A 13,443-nucleotide genomic window follows, 5' to 3' on the forward strand; every position below is an offset into this window, starting at 1 on the left:
CACGCCACCTGGCGGTCTGCCACCCGATCGGGGCCTGTGCACCACCGCCCGACCGCGCCACCTGGCGGTCTGGCACCCGATCGGGGGCTGTGCGCCACCGCCGCGATCCTGTCACCGGAGCCGAGCCACTCCACGGAACCGGGGGAACGGCATACCCTCACGGCATGGAGGAGACACCACAGCAACTGCCCACGTTCGGCCTCGACTTCGAGAGGGTCCTCGTCGTCGTCGCGCACCCCGACGACATCGAGTACGGCACCGCCGCAGCCGTCGCCGCGTGGACGGACGCCGGCAAGATCGTCACCTACTTCCTGCTGACCCGCGGTGAGGCGGGCATCGACACCATGCCGCCCGAGCAGGCGGCCGGCGTGCGCGAGCAGGAGGAGCGGGACGGCGCCGCGGTCGTCGGGGTCACCGAGGTCGACTTCGGGACGCACCGCGACGGTGTCGTCGAGTACGGGCTCGACCTGCGTCGGGACATCGCCCGCGAGATCCGTCGCCGCCGGCCCGACGTCGTCATCACCGGCGACTACCACGACCGGTTCGTCGGCATGGTCAACCAGGCCGACCACCGGGCGGTCGGACTCGCCACGGCGGACGCGGTCGCCGACGCGGGGAACCGGTGGATCTTCCCCGAGCTCGTGGCGGAGGGGTTCGAGCCGTGGACGGGTGTGCGCCGGCTCTGCTTCGCGGGCGCCGCCACACCGACCCACCTGGTCGATGTCGCGGGCTACGTCGACCGCGCGACGGCTTCGCTCGAGGCGCACGCCGCATACAACTCCGCCCTGCCCGACACCTTCCCGAAGCCCGCCGAGCTCGTCCCCATGATCCTGCGGATAGGCGGGGACAGGGTCGGCCTCGACGCCGCCCTTCTCCTCGACGTCGTCGAGCGACGCTGAGGGGCGGTAGCGGATCGGCGATTCCTCGGCATACGGTCTGGTAGGCGAGAATGGGTCGGTGAGCGAGACCCCTGCCCAGGAGACACCGGCCGCGAGCGCCGTCGACGACACCGCCGTCGAGCGCGCCCTGCGAGCGGGCCTCGACGCGTTCGACCTCAGCGAGGAGGACCGCGAGCTCCTGTCGTCCGAGGGGACGGGGGAGGGGCAGGGTCAGGATGCGGGGCCGTTGCCCGTCGTCGCCGTCATCGGCCGCCCGAACGTCGGCAAGTCGACGCTCGTCAACCGCATCCTCGGACGCCGCGAGGCCGTCGTCGAGGACGTCCCCGGGGTGACCCGCGATCGGGTGGCGTATGCCGCGGAGTGGGCCGGCCATGACTTCACCCTCGTCGACACCGGTGGCTGGTCGGTCGACGCGACGGGCATCCACCTGCGGGTCGCCGAGCAGGCCGAGATCGCCGTCGAGCTCGCCGACGTCGTCATGTTCGTCGTCGACGCGGTCGTCGGGGCGACCGACGACGACGAGGCCGTCGTCCGCCTGCTCCGGCGATCGGGGAAGCCGGTCGTCCTCGTCGCGAACAAGGTGGACGACCAGCGGTTCGAGGCCGACGCCGCGGCGCTGTGGAACCTCGGCCTCGGCGAGCCGTGGCCCGTCTCGGCGCTCCACGGGCGCGGGAGCGGTGACGCCCTCGACGCGCTCCTCGAAGTCCTGCCGCGGGTGTCCTCCGTCGGGGGCGCGTATGCCCCGGGTGGCCCGCGTCGGGTGGCCCTCATCGGCCGGCCGAACGTCGGCAAGTCCTCGATGCTCAACAGGCTCGCGGGTTCCGACCGGGTCGTCGTCGACGCCGTCGCCGGCACGACCCGCGACCCGGTCGACGAGCTCGTGGAGCTCGGCGGGCGGACGTGGCGGTTCGTCGACACCGCCGGCATCCGTCGCCGCGTCCACCAGACCCGGGGCGCCGACTTCTACGCGTCGCTGCGCACCCAGACCGCCCTGGAGAAGGCCGAGGTCGCCGTCGTCCTCATCGACGCGAGCGAGACGATCGCCGAGCAGGACATCCGCGTCATCCAGCAGGTCGTCGACGCGGGACGCGCGCTCGTCATCGCCTACAACAAGTGGGACCTCCTCGACGAGGAGCGGCGGTACTACCTCGAGCGGGAGATCGAGCGAGACCTCGTCCAGGTCCGGTGGGCGCCCCGCGTCAACGTCACGGCCCGCACGGGTCGCCACCTCGACAAGCTGGTTCCCGCGCTCGAGCTCGCCCTCGACTCGTGGGAGACCCGCGTACCGACCGCGCGCCTCAACGCCTTCCTCGGTGAGGTCGTCGCCGGCCACCCGCACCCCGTCCGGGGAGGCAAGCAGCCCCGCATCCTCTTCGCCACTCAGGCGGGGACGCGGCCTCCGCGGTTCGTCCTCTTCGCCTCGGGGTTCATCGAGGCCGGGTACCGACGCTTCCTCGAGCGTCGCCTGCGCGAGGAGTTCGGCTTCGAGGGCACGCCGTTGGAGATCTCCGTGCGGGTCCGGGAGAAGCGCCGCCGCTGAGGGCGGCTGCTCCTCCTGGCTTCCCGTCCCCGTGTCATCGAGCTGTCCCCGTGATCTGCGGGGCACCATCGGGTATGCGGTGCACGGCGACCCCGTGGTCATGCCCGCCTCCATCCCAGCCGCCCGCGCCGGCTGACGGCGCCCGATTGGGTCGAGCGCCGATTGGGTCGAGCTGGGACGGGTGAGATAGTGTTTCGACGCTCTCGAATGAGGGTTGCCACGGGCTGTGGCGCAGCTTGGTAGCGCACTTGACTGGGGGTCAAGGGGTCGCAGGTTCAAATCCTGTCAGCCCGACTCACGAGAACGGCGGATGGAATCGACGAAGTCGATTCCATCCGCCGTTCCGTATCGGGAGACGGGATGCCGGGAGGAGGAACGCATCCCGCGACGAAGGAGCGGGAGACGCGACGACGGCTCCTGTCAGCCCGACATACGGAAAGACCGGCAGGCCGGGCGAGCCCGGCGAGCTGGCGCCAGAAGTCGCGGTCTTGCGTAGGCGTCCCGCCGATCGGCGGGACGCCTAGGCAAAACCGCGACCTGTAGTGGGGAAGGTGACGGGTGCGTCGTCGCCGGGTCGCGGTAGGCCGGCCGACGGTACTGACCACTTCAGCGGTGCCCGGGTCGGCTGGTGCGTCGGTGGCCCCGAGCTTCATGGTCGTGCCGAGAATCCGTTATCGGGCTCCGTCATGCAGGTCACGCTCACGGCGTCGCCGTTCTGCGAGCCCGCCCGAGAGGAGCCAGCTGCGGGCCTGTTGAACGGCCATCGGCCGCGCACGCACTCCAGCGTCGAGTCGAGTCGTCTCCAGGGCGAGGCTCCCGAGACGCCCAGCCAGGCCGAGCGCAGCACTTGGAAGAAGTGCGAGGAGCCCGATGCGAAGAGCCAGCCCGGCCACGGCGCGGCGGGGCGCCCCAAGAGCTGGCGGCTGCTCGTCACCGAGACGGGACCTCGAGTGAGGCGGCGAGGGTGGCGCTGACAACCATGAGCGCGCCCGACGACCGTCGCACCGGCGGGGCAGCGCCCGGCCACGGCCGATATCGGCGTGAGGGAAAGGCCCCAGGGACATCGAGGGCTATCCCTGAGGCGAGCCTCTCCGCCCCTCGGCACAGTGAATGCAGGCGATCACGACAGTAGAGGGGGAAGCCGAGATGTTGGACGAACATGCGACATCCTCCACGCACGGCCGGCGACCTGGCCATCCAGCCATGAGTCGGTGGCCACGCACCCCCAGACCAGTAGGACGCCTCACCGCAGCCCGCCCGGAATGGGAAGGAGGTGTATGGACATGTCCACTCTGGCTCTTCAGACCATGAAGCCCGCGATTCGGAAGCCCGGACCCGGCCCGATCAGTGTCGGTAGCAGCACGAGCCAATGCTGCAACGGCTGAGCACTGTTCTTCGTCGGCAACACCTCGCCCCGGCGGCGTGGGGTTCTTGACCACGCCGCCGGTAGGGCGCCGCCCACGTATGGACTCCACCGAACCGAGAAAGGACGCCGCCGTGCATGATGAACGCTGGGTGGACCGCTTCACCTACATCTGGAACCGGAGCCTCTACTACGAACCGCTCGACACCGACTACGAGCCCGAGGCCACAGACTTCCTGGGAAGTCTGTCCGAGTCCCAGCGCGCGACCTTTACTCGCGACGGCATCTGGTGGCATCACCCTCAACCTGGCACCCATCTGCCCGAGCAGGGTTGGAAGATCCATATTTCTGCATCGCCGGCCGATCTCGACGAAGTTGTCCGGGCCTCGCTCGCCTACCTCCTCGAACACGGCCTCGCCTTCAAGATCGCCCTGGACCGGCACATCCACACCTGGCTCAACTCCAAGCGGATGGCCCGCTCAGCGGGCGGCAAGCTGATCACCGTCTATCCCTCGGATATCGATTCGTTCCGGACGTCGCTCGCCGATCTCGCCAGAATTCTAGATGGGTTGACTGGACCCTTCGTGCTCTCGGACTGCAGATACCGTGACTGCGAGACCTTGTACTTCCGGTACGGCCAGTTCACTCGGTCTGCGAGCCTCGATTGCCTCGGCCGTAGCCGCTCGACGGTGACCGGGCCGGACGGCGTCGTTCCCGACGAGCGTGCGCCGTTGGCATACCGCCCCGCATGGGTGCCGTGGCCCTTCGACACCTGGGAGGAGCCAGACCTGGCAGCTGGCGGCTCACTGCTGAACGGCCGATATGACGTGCACGAAGCGATCCAGTTCGCCAACAGTGGGGGTGTCTATCGCGCCACCGATCTGTCGACCGGAGAGGCTGTCGTCGTCAAGGAGGCACGGCCGTACACAGCGGTCGACGCGGCTCAGGGCATGGATGCACGAGACCTGCTGGCGCGCGAGTGGCGGTTCCTGAATCGCCTCGCCGACACGGGAATCGCACCTCGGCCGATCGACCATTTCCGTCAGGGCGAGCACACATACCTGGTCGAGGAGGAGATCGAGGGCACCGATCTGAGGGAAGCGCTCTTCGAGCACAATCCTTTGATCCGCGTCAGCCTCGGACCCGGTGGCGCCGAGCCGTTCCTCAAGACGTTCCTGGACATCTTCTCGGGCCTGCTTGTCGCAGTGATGAAGGCCCACGAGCGTCAGGTCGTGCTCGGCGACCTCAGCCCCGTCAACGTCTTGCTGGAGTCGACGACCGGTGCGGTGCGAGTCATCGACCTTGAAGCCTGCCGGCTCACCGCGGCCACACATCCCGAAGATGCCGATCTTGTGACTGGCGTGCGGGTAGCGACTCCGGGGTTCAGTCACTCCCAGGTGAATGCCCTCGCCTCAGCACCCGCTGACGACGGGGTCTCGATCGCCAGTGTCATGGGATACGTGGCGTTCCCCGTCACAGCGATGTCCTTCTTGCGGCCCGATATGGACGAGGTGACCCTTGGCTACGTCCGCGACTTGGGTTGGCCGCCCGAGATCGGCAGGGTCCTGGCTGGCTTGTGGCAGCGGCGGATCAGCTTGGCCGCTGCACTCGAGCAGCTACAACGGTGTCCGCGAGTAGCGACGAGACCGTCCGCACCGATAAGGATGTCTCGAGCCGCCAGTGCGCTGGTCGCCGACCGCGTGGCGGGCTTTGTCGTCGCTGCCGCCGACTCCTCCCGCGACAGTCTCTTCCCGGTGGACCCGTTCGCTCACGAGACCAATCCGCTCGGCCTCGGCTTCGGCGCGCTCGGCGTGATGTGGGCGCTGCACGAACACGGCGTTCCAATGGCTCCCGCGTGGCGCGAATGGGTTGTCGCCGGCTTGGCGGCCCCTGCCCGGCGCGCGCCGGGGCTGATCAACGGTGATGCCGGCATGGCCTGGGCAGCGGCTGACCTGGGCCTGATCGATGAGTCGCGCCGGCTGCTGGCCCGGGCGGAGGCTGCCATCGAGGACGTTGATGACCACTCCTACTACTACGGCCTCGCCGGCATTGGCCTCGCTGCGCTCCGTCAACACCTACGCGACGGGAACGCCTCGCGCCTCGACGCCGCACGGCGGTGCGCCCAGCGACTGGAAGCACTCGCTGTCGTGGACTCACATGGTGCCCGCTGGCGCAACGAGTTCGCGGACGAGTCGCCGCTGACTGGCCTGGGCTACGGACCAGCCGGTGTCGCGCTGTTCCTCCTCCGGCTCAGCCAGGTCACCGGCGATCAGCGCTACCGCTGGCTCGGCCGTCGCGCTCTGGACGCCGAGTTGGCCGATGCCACCAGCTTCGAACGCGTGGCCATCGCGTTCGTCGAGAAGGGCACCGTGGAGCCGTACCTCGAGGTCGGCTCGGCGGGCGTGGCCCAGGTGCTCCTTCGGTACGGAGAGCTCGATCTGGCTCGACAGGTGCTCGACTGGCTCCATGTTCGCCATACGGTCCTGCCTGGCTACATCTTCGGGCTGGCCGGCCTCGCCGAGGTGATGCTCGATGCCGCCGAACGGCTGCACGACATCGCGTATCGCCACGTGGCCGCGGAGCAGCTGCACGCCCTCCACCAGTTCTTCCTCTTCGATCCAGGCGCACTCCACGGGTTGCGACCTCTTGAGGGAACCCTGGCCGTGCCGGGTGAGGGCCTCCTGCGGTGCGCGACCGATCTTGGGACGGGGTCTGCTGGGGTTCTGCACGTTCTTCATCGTTATGCGACGGGTTCTCCGGGATCGGCATTCATGCTTGACGAGCTCGATGGGCTCACCAGGCCGGCCGAGGGGCAGCGATGAGGCGCGTCTGGAAGGTGCTGGAGGGTCAGCGCCGCCAGTTCGTGCTGCTCGTCGGCGCAATCGCCCTGGTTGGTGGACTCGAAGCTGCCGTGCACCCACTGCTGCTGAAGCTGATCTTCGACGAGGCGGTACTGAGGGCCAGTTACGGGCGGTTCGTCGCCTTGGGCTTGAGCTACCTCGGCTTCGGGGTCGTCGTCAACGGTGCACAGTACGTGCTGTCGCTGGCTCGCAAGCGCTTTGAGAACGCCACGATCGAGCGGCTGGAGGTCGACCTGTCCGAGCGCGCGCTCGACCTCGACACGCGCGAGCTGGTTGGCAATGGGGCTGCGTCGTACCTCGGACGCATACACCAGGACGCCATCGAGGGACTGCTGCCGGGAATCGACCTGGTGATCCAGGTGACCCGCCAGGCTGTGATGGCGGTGGTCTTCGTCGGTGTGTTGATCTGGCTGTCGTGGCTCGCAACCGTTCTCCTGCTGATCCTCGTCCCACCGCTGCTCCTGTTCAGCCACCGAGTCGCCCGGCGCCTTGCAGCCAATACCGACACTGAACGTGAGGCGGAGGCACAGTACCTGCGGTCCCTCACCGCGCTGATCGAGGCACACGGTGCACTGCGGGGCATGCGCCGACTCCGGTCCCTCGCCGTCGAGGCCAACCGTCGGGTCCTCGCGCGCTACCTCGACGTGAACTACCGGAATCAGCGGCTGGTCGTCAAGCAGCAGACCGCGAGCGATCTCACCATGAACGTGAGTGACACCGTGTCGATGATCGCGTGCGGCTATCTCGTGCTGGCCGGACGCCTCACGTTCGGCGGCTTCCTGGCATTCGTGAACTCCTTCTGGCGCGGGGTAAGCGCCGTCCTGTTCCTCATCGGTGCGATCCCCGAGCTGGGTCGCAACGGAGCCGTCCTCGACCGCATCGCCGCCCTGCGGGACCGACCCGCGCCGCGTCCCTACCATCGGGCGTCACCGACCATCGACGTCGAAGGTCTGGTACTCAGCTACGGGTCGGCCACGACGGGCCCGTTCGACATGGTTGTGCACCCGGGGGAGCACGTCGTTGTCCGAGGAGTCAACGGCACTGGCAAGACGAGTCTGATCCGCTCGATCGCCGGTCACCTGGAACCGACGCATGGTCGGGTGGCCCGGCCCGAGGCGGTGGCCGTCCTTTCCGCACCCGTCCACCTACCACAGCTGCCCGTCGCCGAGCTCGCCCCCGATCCGACCGTCCGAGCAGCTTTCCGCCTGACCGGACTCGAGGGCGCACTTCCCGAACACCTCTCGTCCGGCCAGAAGCAGGCACTCGCCCTCGCGTCGCTCCTCAGCCAACCCGCTGACGCCTACGTCCTCGACGAGCCGTTCGCCAACCTCGACGACGAGGCCACGCGCCGTGCGTGCCGACAGGTTCTGGCCCGTTGCGCGGACACCACCCTCGTGGTCGTGCTGCACGGGATGCACGACATGGACAGTCTGTTCGACCGCACTCAGTGGCTCGTTCCGGGCTCACTGGCCGCCACGATTGGCTCTTGAGCGCATTGACGGCGCGACGCTGGTCCAGGATTTCTCGCCGTCATCGAGTGCGTCGCTCGCATCACCACGTCAAGCGGCCTCCGCCTGGCCAACCCGGCATGCGCCACGACAGAGTCCGCGAGTCCACGCAGTGCCCGAACCCCTCGCCCGCTACGGACGGTCTCGCGTTGCGAGAGCGAAAGCAGTCGCGAGTTCGCGGGCGTACGAGTCGAGGTCCACGTCGGGATCTGCCCGTTGGGCCATGACCATGGTGTGCGTGACGGCGGAACGCAGCAGCCCGGCCATGACCCGGACGTCGAACTGTCTCAGCTCGCCGGAGACCTGGCCATCGTGCAGGATCCGCTCGAGGGTGGGCTTGTGAGTCTCCAGAGGAATGGATGCCGTCAGGGGGCGCCCATCCGGACCGAGGCCGTTGAACGCGACCTCCAAGACGGCGAGGTGCATGTTCGTGTAGGTGGACATGTATTCCGCCGAGCCCGTCACGTAGGCGCAGATCTTCCCGGCGGCGGTGGGCTGGGCTGCCAGTCGGGGCTCCAGGAACTGCGTGTAGGTAGCGACGGCAGTGCGGACCAGTTCCTGCATCAGCTCGCCCTTGTCGGCGAAGTGGTAGGAGATGACGCTCTTGGCTATCCCGGCGCGTTTGCCGATCTCCGCCATCGTGGCCCTCGCGTAGCCGGACTCGGCGATGACATCCACGGCGCACTGGATGATCTGGGCGCGCCGTGCCTCCTCGATGAAGGTGCGGCCCCCGCGCTCGTTGTTGGCCGACATGTCTGCACGGTAGTGTACGGCTAGACGGCCGAAAATTCGGCCGCACGGTCTACACGGCAGCGTTGGTTGGTGAGGCAGGTGGTCATCTCGTCCACGTCACCCGGCGGACGCGCCGCTCTCCTCCGAACACGTCGCGGGAGCCCGGCTGCACGCTGCCACAGTGAATTCCGGGGAGGCCAGGCATGAACATGGTGTTGTTCGCCGGTCCGGCGCTGGCTGCCGGCACCAGTTCCGACAATCCGGTCGCCGACTTCAGCGACACCCCGTGGTGGCTGTCACTGCTCAAGGCGGTGTTCCTGTTCGTCTTCCTGATGATCAACACCATCGTCGTGATCTGGTTCGAGCGCCGCGTGGTCGGCCGGATGCAGCAGCGTCCGGGCCCCAACCGCACCGGCCCATTCGGATTGCTGCAGACGCTGGCCGACGCTGTGAAGCTGGCGCTCAAGGAAGACACCATGCCCCGCACGGCGGACAGACTGATGTTCGTCCTGGCGCCGATCATCACAGGCGGGATGGCATTCGTGTCGTTCGCGGTCATCCCGTTGTCCGGCAACGTGTGGATGTTCGGCCACTACACCCCCCCCCCCTGCAGCTCACCGACCTGCCGGTCGCGGTGCTGCTGGTGCTCGCCGTCGCCGGCGTCGGCGTCTACGGCACCGTCCTCGCCGGCTGGTCCTCGGGCTCGACATATCCGCTGCTCGGCGGGCTGCGCTCGACGGCCCAGGTCATCTCCTACGAGATCGCCATGGGCCTCGCGCTCGTCGCGGTGTTCCTGTATGCCGGGTCGATGTCGACCAGCCAGATCGTGCTGGCCCAGAACCACCTGTGGTACTGCATCCCGGCGTTCTTCTCCTTCGGCATCTACATCATCACCATGGTCGGCGAGACCAATCGGCTGCCCTTCGACCTCGCCGAAGGCGAGGGCGAGCTGACCGGTGGCTTCCACACCGAGTACTCCTCGCTGAAGTTCGCGATGTTCTTCCTCGGCGAGTACGTCAACATGTTCACCGTCTCGGCGCTCGCGACGACGCTCTTCCTCGGCGGCTGGCAGGCGCCTCCTGGCATCGCCGCCATCGGCGCCGGCATGCTCAACAGCGGCTGGTGGGGCCTGCTGTGGTTCGTCATCAAGCTGTGGCTGTTCATGTTCTTCTTCGTCTGGCTGCGCGGCTCCCTGCCACGCGTCCGCTACGACCAGTTCATGGGGCTCGGCTGGAAGGTCCTCATCCCCAGCACTCTGGTGTGGATCGTGGTGGTCGTCTTCCTGCGGGCCGCCAACGAGGGCTTCCTCGGGCACGCCATGATCTTCGGCGGCCGGATGCACCGTGCGACCCTGATCGTGATCGTTGTCGTCATGCTGCTGGTGCTGGCCGCCGTGTGGATTCACGACCACCGGTCAGCGGCGAGGGAGAAGGCGATCGAGCCACGCCCTCGCGACATCGACCCGTTCGCCGGTGGCTACCCGGTGCCGCCACTGCCCGGCCAGACCCTGCGCGAGGCGGCGCCCGTGACGAGGCCCTCCGCGGCATACCGGACCCGGGAGAGCGACACCGCTCCTGAGGAGAGTCGTGGCTGACGACAAGAATTCCACCGGATAGCGCGGCGAGCACGCCCCATGCGGCAGGTACCCCCCGTGATGTCACCGAACCCGGTGTCCCAATCATCCGGCTTCTTGGGAGGATGGCCGGGTGACCGTCGCCGAACGACCGGGCCGGCCGCGTCCCGTCCTCCGCCCCCAGGCGGTTCCGCAGACCGGTCGACGCGGGTCGAGATGAGCGAGGCGTTCCTGCTCCGTGCCGCCGTGCCGGACGACGTCGACGAGGTGGAGGCGCTGGGCACCCTGAGCGCCGACGGGGGAGCGGTGTCCTTCCGAACCCACACGCATGTCCGCCCGAGAGATCCGGGGCTCACCCGCTCCCTCGGCGTCGTCGCGGTGGACGAGCGTGACGGCCGACTCGTCGGCTCGGCGCGCATGACGATCGGCAGCTGCTGGTACGAAGGAGCGCAGCGGTCGTATGCCCTGCTCGGATCACTCGTCGTACACCCCGAGCATCGCCGGCGCGGCATCGCGGCGGCGCTCGCCCGGTGGCGCATCGAGCGGGCCGAGCAGCTCGAGGGGGCGGATGTCGTCATCCTCGCCGACATCCAGAAGGGCAACGCCGCCTCCCTCGCTGCCGCGCGCCGCTGGGCGACCGCCTTCGTCGGACCTTCGTCGAGCGTGCCGGTGCCCATGCGCCCTCGCCCGGCGCGCCTGCCGCGTGGACTCGAGATCCGAGCGACGTCCGCGGAGCAGCTGTCCGAGGTCGCCGACCGGGTCACCGCAGCGACCGCCGACTGCAACTTCGCGCGGATCTGGACGCCGAGCACCTTGCGGCAGTGGCTGGAATGGGCCCCCACCGGCATACCCGTCCATCACTACCGTCTCGCGCTCAGCCCGTCCGGTGCGGTCCTGGCGGGCCTGGCGCTGCGACAGGAGGGGCTGCTGCGCAGCATGGAGGTGGTGCGGATGCCTCCCGCCATACGCCTCGCGAACATGGTGCTCCATGTCGTCCCCGGAGACGGCATGCTGCGCAACATCGGCGTCGAGCACGTCTGGTACCTCCCCGGCCAGGAACGCGCGGCCGCCGCGCTGTGGAAGGACGCCAGGTGGAGCTTCCGGGAGCGCGGCAGCAACCTGCTGCTCACCGTCGACCGGCGAAGCCCGCTCCGGTCCGTCCTGGGCATCCGCCCGTGGATGCCGACGACCTCCATCATGACGGCGGTCCGAGCCGATCCCGCACCGTCCGCTGCGCGACTGGTCGCTCCACCCGAATGACCGCTACCCGTATCCGGACTCGCCAGGCCGCCACGTGCCACGGCAGCGGGGAGCCCGTCGCAAGAAACCACTTCAGGATGTCGACGGTCCGTGACATCATCGACGACGCCCACCACCGAGAAGGAGCATCGATCGTGACCAGGTGCTACGTCGCCGACGCCCAGCGCAGCCTGCGCTTGGCCGGTTCGAGGTGCCCGGAGACGCCGGTCGGGTCCTTCCGGCCCAAGCACAACGCGTGGCACCTGGTGCCGTGGGTGGTCGACGTGCAGCCGTGACGCATACCGTGCGTCCGCACGAGAAGCCGCCCACCGGGACCGCCCGGCCGGGCGGCTTTCCTTATGTCCATGTCCGGGTGGGCGACGGATACCGCATCCACGCCGCGACTGCTCATGTTCCTCGAGCCCATCGACGGAGGCGACGGTCAGCGAGCGACTCACGACTCCTGCTCTGCGTCACGGGCCGAGCAGCCTCACCACAGAAGGAGAACGACGTGCCTCACGACGTCATCGACGCGCCCACCCGGGCCGCGACGGCATCACGCCGGTCTGAGCCCGAGTGCGGACACCGCCAGCCGGTCAAGCCCGGCAACGGCACCACGTGGTGCCCTCCCTGCGGCGAGCTCCGCCTCGTCCGCAGCCATCCCAGCCAGACGTAGCCCCGGACCGACCGGGTCGGGGCGCGAGAACCGGAAGGAGGCCTTCATGGCCACGACCCAGCACGCCCAGCGAACCGCCCGGTCCACCGAGTACGGCCTCACCGCGCTGCCGAAGAGTGACCCTGTCCTGGCCTCCAACAAGGTGTTCCGGGCGCTCGACGGGCTCGACCTCCCGGGAATGGCCGCCGCCGACCCCCGACCCCGGTGCGCCGGCCACCCGGATCCGGAGATGTTCTTCCCGGTCGGGGCCGCCGACGCCGACAACCTCGCCGAGGCGACCGCCGTCTGCGCCGGCTGCCCCCTGTCTGCCCGGTGCCTGGCCGTCGCCCAGGCCACCGGCGCCGACGGGGTCTGGGGCGGTCAGCTGCTCGCCGGCGGCAGACCCACGCAGCTGAAGGTGGCGGGCCGGCCACCGCGCACGAGGGCGGTGGCCTGAGATGAGCGTCGCGGTCCTCAACTACTCCGACATCGTCCTGCATCGGGTGACCACCCGTCACGCGGTGCGGATGCTCGTCCGGAAGGTCGCCGTCATCGTCGAGGCCGACGAGACGGTCCAGTTCGGACCGTACCCGCGGCCCCTGGTCGTCCGGCTCGTCCGGGAGGTGTTCGCCACGTGGCTGTATGCCCCGGCGTACTGCACGAGGCGCGGCGTGCTGCGACGCGACCGGAACCGGTGCGCCTACTGCGGCGGGCACGCCGGCACCGTCGACCATGTCGTCCCGGTCGCGCGCGGCGGCCGGCTCACCTGGATGAACGCGGTCGCGGCGTGCCTGAAGTGCAACGGCCGCAAGGCCGACCGCACCCCCGCGCAGGCGCGGATGCCGCTGCGGTTCTCCCCGTGGGTGCCGCGTCGGATCGACCTGCTCGGCTGAGCACGACGGCCCCGGACACCCTGTCCGGGGCCGTCGTCGATCCGCGACGGCCCGGTCATCGGCTGGACGGCTGAACGGCTCGTCGAAGTCTGTGGTGACCTGATGGGTGAGCTCGTCCTACCTCGACTCGGCGAGGGCCCGCGCGGTCGAGGTATGGGGCGACCTGGCGGTGGGGGCTGG

At 69.0% G+C, this 13,443-nt stretch carries 9 protein-coding genes, 1 tRNA gene and 1 pseudogene; 10 read left to right on the forward strand and 1 reads right to left on the reverse strand.

What is annotated here, in order from left to right; all coding sequences use genetic code 11:
* The first annotated feature begins 164 nt into the window (after positions 1–164).
* The 5 genes from BN12_RS25080 (at position 165) to BN12_RS08730 (ending at position 8,153) form a co-directional block, all read left to right on the forward strand.
* Complete coding sequence (locus BN12_RS25080; protein WP_048551735.1) at positions 165–899, forward strand: PIG-L deacetylase family protein; 735 nt, start codon at positions 165–167, stop codon at positions 897–899.
* A gap of 127 nt (positions 900–1,026) precedes the next feature.
* Positions 1,027–2,439, forward strand: a complete 1,413-nt coding sequence (der, locus tag BN12_RS08710) for a ribosome biogenesis GTPase Der (RefSeq protein WP_235432547.1) — start codon at positions 1,027–1,029, stop codon at positions 2,437–2,439.
* A 220-nt stretch (positions 2,440–2,659) separates the two neighbouring features.
* Positions 2,660–2,733: transfer RNA gene (locus BN12_RS08715), tRNA-Pro, on the forward strand.
* Positions 2,734–3,903: 1,170 nt separating this feature from the next.
* Positions 3,904–6,624: a class III lanthionine synthetase LanKC gene (lanKC, locus tag BN12_RS08725; protein ID WP_083454517.1), complete on the forward strand. Its 2,721-nt coding sequence runs from the start codon at positions 3,904–3,906 to the stop codon at positions 6,622–6,624.
* Entirely contained in the window at positions 6,621–8,153 is a 1,533-nt protein-coding gene (locus tag BN12_RS08730) for an ATP-binding cassette domain-containing protein (RefSeq protein ID WP_048551744.1), read from the forward strand. The genes lanKC and BN12_RS08730 overlap by 4 nt, the downstream gene beginning before the upstream one ends.
* Positions 8,154–8,303: 150 nt before the next feature.
* Here BN12_RS08730 and BN12_RS08735 read toward each other — a convergent pair whose 3' ends face one another.
* Positions 8,304–8,924, reverse strand: coding sequence for a TetR/AcrR family transcriptional regulator (locus BN12_RS08735; protein WP_048551745.1), 621 nt, complete (start codon positions 8,922–8,924; stop codon positions 8,304–8,306).
* A gap of 188 nt (positions 8,925–9,112) precedes the next feature.
* Between BN12_RS08735 and nuoH the strand changes: the two are divergent.
* From nuoH to BN12_RS08760, 5 genes and pseudogenes are all read left to right on the forward strand, one after another.
* Positions 9,113–10,497, forward strand: a pseudogene (nuoH, locus tag BN12_RS08740) (NADH-quinone oxidoreductase subunit NuoH).
* 195 nt (positions 10,498–10,692) lie between these two features.
* Positions 10,693–11,736, forward strand: coding sequence for a GNAT family N-acetyltransferase (locus BN12_RS08745; RefSeq protein WP_048551747.1), 1,044 nt, complete (start codon positions 10,693–10,695; stop codon positions 11,734–11,736).
* A gap of 134 nt (positions 11,737–11,870) precedes the next feature.
* Positions 11,871–12,011, forward strand: a complete 141-nt coding sequence (locus BN12_RS08750; protein ID WP_157635416.1) for a hypothetical protein — start codon at positions 11,871–11,873, stop codon at positions 12,009–12,011.
* Between the two features lie 426 nt (positions 12,012–12,437).
* Positions 12,438–12,827 (forward strand): WhiB family transcriptional regulator, encoded by a 390-nt coding sequence (locus tag BN12_RS08755; RefSeq protein ID WP_053079986.1) that lies wholly within the window; start codon positions 12,438–12,440, stop codon positions 12,825–12,827.
* A gap of 1 nt (position 12,828) precedes the next feature.
* Positions 12,829–13,263 carry an HNH endonuclease gene (locus BN12_RS08760; RefSeq protein ID WP_048551750.1) on the forward strand — a complete coding sequence of 145 codons (435 nt, stop codon included), beginning with the start codon at positions 12,829–12,831 and terminating at the stop codon, positions 13,261–13,263.
* Positions 13,264–13,443: the final 180 nt, after the last annotated feature.

It is taken from the genome of Nostocoides japonicum T1-X7 (assembly GCF_001046855.1).
Lineage (GTDB): Bacteria > Actinomycetota > Actinomycetes > Actinomycetales > Dermatophilaceae > Nostocoides > Nostocoides japonicum.

Excerpts from the sequence above, each read along its gene's own strand:
- lanKC (WP_083454517.1), top strand. The coding sequence starts at position 3,904 with ATGGACTCCACCGAACCGAGAAAGGACGCCGCCGTGCATGATGAACGC.
- BN12_RS08760 (WP_048551750.1), top strand. The coding sequence starts at position 12,829 with ATGAGCGTCGCGGTCCTCAACTACTCCGACATCGTCCTGCATCGGGTG.
- BN12_RS08735 (WP_048551745.1), bottom strand. The coding sequence starts at position 8,924 with ATGTCGGCCAACAACGAGCGCGGGGGCCGCACCTTCATCGAGGAGGCA.
- BN12_RS08745 (WP_048551747.1), top strand. The coding sequence starts at position 10,693 with ATGAGCGAGGCGTTCCTGCTCCGTGCCGCCGTGCCGGACGACGTCGAC.
- BN12_RS08755 (WP_053079986.1), top strand. The coding sequence starts at position 12,438 with ATGGCCACGACCCAGCACGCCCAGCGAACCGCCCGGTCCACCGAGTAC.
- BN12_RS08730 (WP_048551744.1), top strand. The coding sequence starts at position 6,621 with ATGAGGCGCGTCTGGAAGGTGCTGGAGGGTCAGCGCCGCCAGTTCGTG.
- BN12_RS25080 (WP_048551735.1), top strand. The coding sequence starts at position 165 with ATGGAGGAGACACCACAGCAACTGCCCACGTTCGGCCTCGACTTCGAG.